A 5069-nucleotide genomic window follows, 5' to 3' on the forward strand; every position below is an offset into this window, starting at 1 on the left:
CGTTCCCGGTTCTGTGGTTCCCGGCTCCGGTTTTGTCGTTCCCGGTTCTGTCGTTCCCGGCTCCGGTTTTGTGGTTCCCGGTTCTGTTGTTCCCGGTTCTGTTGTTTCTGTCGACTTTATATTAATGTTCACAATTGATACAGATACATAAGCCTCTTTAAAATATTCGTCATCAGAATAATAAATGGAAATGTACTCACCACTGTCTGAAGCCTTTAACGGGCCAAAATTATAATAATCATAAGGATACTCTGTTTTGGAACTCTCCTCTGCATCAAATTCCTTTGATGTATATCTGTCAAACTTTTCAATGCCTGAATAAATTCCATTTCCCTTATTATAAATTTTAAAAATCTTACTATGCTGCGCAGACATCATAGTTCTGTAAACATACATTTTTACAGTATTACCTTCTGCTACCGTACCTTTTATGCCAATCCTGTTGTAGGCATCATATCCGTCATCTGATATTTCATAGGTTACTGAAATCTTTTTAAGTATACCTAATTTATCCGAAATATTTCCCGGCAAATCCTCCGGTTTTGCCTCATTTGTGTAGCATTTATTTTTTTCATCTAAAACCCAGTCACCCTTTAAACCAACTGTTGCTTCTAAGCCACTGTCTGCCACAATCTTTACCTTTTTAGGTAATACTGCTGCTATTTTTTTAAGACTCTCTGTATCATTCATACTCTTATAAACAACTAATTTAGAAAAGCCCTCCGGTGATACACTCTTTACATAAGATTGTGCCAGCTGTGACACATCAAAAAATTTCACTTCATATTTTATTGTGGCATCATCGCCTGTTTTTACATCTTTTAACCCGGTTATGGTAACACTATAATTATCTACATATTTATGATTTGTTGCATCTTTAGGCTGAACAAAATCAATAGTTGAAGTAGATATACTAGCGGTAGAATCCGAAGATTTACATGTATAGCTTTCTCCTGTTGTAAGATTCTTTACCGTAATTAAAACATTTCCCGGGTTCTGAACCTTTACATAATCTTTATTTAAATAAGTTGACCATACACATTCATCAGGATACACAACATTATCAGGCATATAACCTGCTGCCGGAAATGCTGAAAAAGGCTCTGTGTATCCGGTATTCCTGCTTTCACATATTTTTCCAATGGAAACATGTCCGCTATATCCAAACTGGACACTTGAATATTGAGGTGAAATCAATGCCATTCTGTGTCCTGTTGTATCCCATGTTCCATTTGACAGACTATATCCTTCATTCATCCAACTGGTAATTGAACCGAAAGGAGTTGCATACATAGCAAGTATATTATGGTCAAGATTAAAACCTTTTTGCCACAATTCATCATCCATGTCGTCTGGCTTACTGCTATTACTTATATAATGGTCAAATTGAAAGTTTCTATCTAAAGCCTGATACTGCAATGACTCATTTTGAACGCATTTTTTCAAAAGAGGCTTTGCCCCTGTAAGATATCTGTAAAAATTAGTCATTGCCTCCATAGAAGCTAATGTATCATCTGTTAAAATTCCCTGATTGTATGGTGCCTCTATGGATGACGGTGTGGAATAATACGTAGATTCCTGCCCGTCAACATACGTCTCCCCTGCATTTTTTGCCTTTGAATACTCTGCTGCCACATCATCTTTGGTCCTTTGTCCAAATGTGGTGTTGTTATAATCATATACCACCGTTCCTGCTGCCTTAGCCATGTTAGCTGCTGTTATTGTACATACAACCAATAATGCTAATATTAATAAAATTCCGTTTAACTTAAGCTTATTTTTCATAACTTTTCCTTTCCTATGTAACTTTTATTTATTTTACTTCAGGTTCTTTTCTGCTGACCTCAACCATAGTTTTCTTCTATATTATATTATCTAAAATTTCTTTAAGCAACGACTATTATTGACAATAAATTTTTCCAATGGTACTCTTTAAACATAAATTAAAGGTAATTTTTTATTCCTATGATAATTTGAAACTACAGGAGGTGAATAATTATGGAATGTCCGTATTGTAATGCTAAAATGGAAGAAGGTAAAATGAAGCAAGACAGATATGCGTTAAAATGGAAATCTAATGAACGTCGTTCAAAAAACGTAAAACTCACCAGTTTTTTAACCCAGACTTATGTTGATGCTTATTTATGTAGGAGATGTAATAAAATTATTATTGATATTAATACGGAGGTATAATTATATTTCCGAAGTTTATATTGATAAAAAAAACAGTGGCAGCAAAAGAATGATTTCTACCTGATAGAAACTGTCCTTTCACTGCCACTAAATTTTTTCATTTAACCAACTACCTGCTTTTTCCTGCTTACAAGATTTGTCAGAATTATAAATACCACACTAAATCCTATAACAATCCCACCGTTAATAAGCAACGGTTTTATTCCGTTAAAGTCCAATGTTTCCATACTTTTTATCAACTCATTGTTTTCCACAAAATAATATGTTGGAAGAACATGGGCTATTTTTAGTACATAGTCCGGCATGTATTCAAAAGGTACGAAACAACCGCACAAAAATGAAGTTCCAAGAGCAATTACATTTACTATGCCGCCTATGGCATTTTTGTTTTGAGTAATGTTTCCTATTAAAAATCCAATTGTCAGACTGCATATGGCAAATATAAAAGAATTTATTACATATGCCAGACCATTTGATGTAAACATTGAATTTTTAAAGAGAATAGCACTTAAAATCATATATAACACCCACATTGCCAGAATAACAATTGCATTTGAAAATAGTACAATTCTATTATATTTTTTGTAGCTGAAGCTACTGATAATGGTTCGTTTTCTAACATTTTCTTCATTAATACTGGCTAAAATCATGCTAATGCAATACACGCATCCGGCTAAAAGAGCGTAATTTAGGAAATTAAAGTAACTTGTCATGCTTCCTAACTTTGAAGTATCAGGAGAACTTTTAATCGTAACTTTAGCCTCAGTTTCCACAGCACTATTTACCTTCCTTACTAATTCACTTCCACTATAGTAATCTTTATAAACCAGCACTGTCTTTATGTATTTTTCCACCAGCATTTCGCTGTAAGATGCATACTCATCTCCTGTTGTTTTGTATTTAATTTCCGGATTTTTACCATTTAACAAATCTTCTCCAAATTTTTTTGGTATATAAATCACAAAATTTACATCTCTGTAGAAAAGTGCATCATCCATCTTTTCCTTGTCCTTTGTATCTATGCCCGCTATTTTACAATGTTTGCTGACATAATCTACAAATCCTTCAGTAACAGTGTTGTTATTGTCATTATTTACAATTAAAATATCCGGTTTTGACTCTTCAAAATTAGTGGTGCTGTTGCCTGCCGACTGATTTATGGCTGTAATGGCAATTAACATTACCGTATATAAAATCAGCATTCCCTTTAATTTATTTAAAATTTTAAGAATTGTTTTAAATACTGTCATACTTTTCCCTCCTTAAACTTATGAAAGAAATTGTCAGGCAGATAACAACAAATACCAGTAAGTATGTAACATCCCTTAAATATCTGTCTAATGTATCGTAATAATACAGTGAATAAAATCCGTCTGTAATTAAATTGTTAGGATTAATCAGATTTATAACCGGCACGTTTTTGTCAATTACATACTTGAGAGTAACTCCCATCATACCTGATAATACCGACAAAAACATGGTAATGGCTATGGTTATTCCTGTTTTTGCTCCCTCTGACACCCTAAATACCGAAGCAATTAAAACTCCCATTGAAATGCCTGCCAAATCTCCCACTGCTGAAAGCAGAATCACAAGAGGGGTATTGTCTCCAAAATCAACTTTTAGAACAAATCTTAAAAACAGTATTAAAATAGCAATTCCCACCATGCTTACAAGATACGAGCCTATTGCCGAGCTTAAAACAATTATGCTTTTCTTATTAGGTGAAACTGAAATTCTCTTTCCTTTGCTGCTCATATTCGCCAGACAGTTATTAATTGCCGTCAGTCCTAACATTCCACAATACATACACGTCATAGCTATAAGGGTATAAAATTCAATTTGCATATAGCTTAAATTAGAGGCAGAAATATTTTTCATATTGACCTGTCCATTATTTATCTTTTCCAATATGTCTTTGGCAATTTTTTCCGGGTCAAATGATGTGCTTCCCTTTGCTATTTCATTCTCAACGGTTTTCTTAGTTAAATCCTCTATAATAGCCTTGTTCTGCCCTATTTCTGTTACAACAAACCTAATTAAAGTCTGGTATGTTCCGTTTTTCTTTACCACCACCTGTGGCTCTTCGTTTTTAAATATAATATAACCTTCTATATCTGAATCATCTAAAAGTGAATCCGCCTTTTCTTTTTTAACATATTTAATGTTAAACAGCTTATTCTCGCTGTCATCAGCTGACAGTTCTTTTAATGCCTCCTGATATATTTCCTGATTTTCAAACTGGCTGTCATTAACTACGGCAATGTCAAACACCTTTAATTTTTCATCTTTTTCTATGTTAGAAAATGCCATATTAAAAAATATTCCAAGAATAATAGGAAAGGCGAAAGTCCAGAAGATTAGTATTTTATTTTTAAACAATGTTTTAATTGTATATTTTAAATTATGTAAAAACATTAGTCTCTTAATTCCTTTCCTGTAAGTTTTAAAAATACATCATTTAATGTAGGACCTACACGCTGTATCTTCTCTTCTATGTTAGCCTCTTTCTTTAATTCTTCACTTGTTCCCTGAGCAATTATTTTTCCTTTGTCCAAAATAATAATTCTGTCGCAAAGGATTTCTACTTCTTCCATGTAATGAGTTGTGTAAACAATAGTTGCCCCATTATCCCTTAACTTTTTAATACCGTCTAAAATATTATTTCTGCTTTGAGGGTCAACGGCAACTGTAGGTTCATCTAAAAAAATCAGCTTTGGCTTGTGGGCAATTCCGCAGGCAATATTAAGTCTCCTTAAAAGACCTCCTGATAACTGCTTTGGCAGGTATTTTTTAAATTCCCCAAGACCTACTAAATTAATTGCATCTTCCACATACTGCTTTCTGGTATTTTTATCTTTAATGTACAAGCCACA

At 33.5% G+C, this 5069-nt stretch carries 5 protein-coding genes; 1 reads left to right on the forward strand and 4 read right to left on the reverse strand.

Features of this window, described 5'->3' with window-relative positions:
* Positions 1-1785 (reverse strand): hypothetical protein (locus Q5O30_RS04555; protein ID WP_302674583.1); only part of this gene is annotated, 1785 nt, incomplete at its 3' end.
* Positions 1786-1998: 213 nt separating this feature from the next.
* On the opposite strand from Q5O30_RS04555, the gene Q5O30_RS04560 reads away from it, so the two are divergent.
* Positions 1999-2193, forward strand: coding sequence for a PF20097 family protein (locus Q5O30_RS04560; RefSeq protein WP_021952574.1), 195 nt, complete (start codon positions 1999-2001; stop codon positions 2191-2193).
* Positions 2194-2294: 101 nt separating this feature from the next.
* Here Q5O30_RS04560 and Q5O30_RS04565 read toward each other — a convergent pair whose 3' ends face one another.
* The 3 genes from Q5O30_RS04565 to Q5O30_RS04575 form a co-directional block, all read right to left on the reverse strand.
* Positions 2295-3443, reverse strand: coding sequence for an ABC transporter permease (locus Q5O30_RS04565; protein ID WP_021952575.1), 1149 nt, complete (start codon positions 3441-3443; stop codon positions 2295-2297).
* Complete coding sequence (locus tag Q5O30_RS04570; protein ID WP_021952576.1) at positions 3430-4611, reverse strand: ABC transporter permease; 1182 nt, start codon at positions 4609-4611, stop codon at positions 3430-3432. Before Q5O30_RS04570 ends, Q5O30_RS04565 begins: the two co-directional genes overlap by 14 nt.
* Positions 4611-5069, reverse strand: a 459-nt coding sequence (locus Q5O30_RS04575) for an ABC transporter ATP-binding protein (RefSeq protein ID WP_302674584.1), incomplete at its 5' end; no start/stop codon positions are given. The genes Q5O30_RS04575 and Q5O30_RS04570, both read right to left, overlap by 1 nt.

Source organism: Eubacterium sp. CAG:161, from assembly GCF_000432355.1.
GTDB classification, from domain to species: Bacteria; Bacillota; Clostridia; order Lachnospirales; family Lachnospiraceae; genus Eubacterium_G; species Eubacterium_G segne.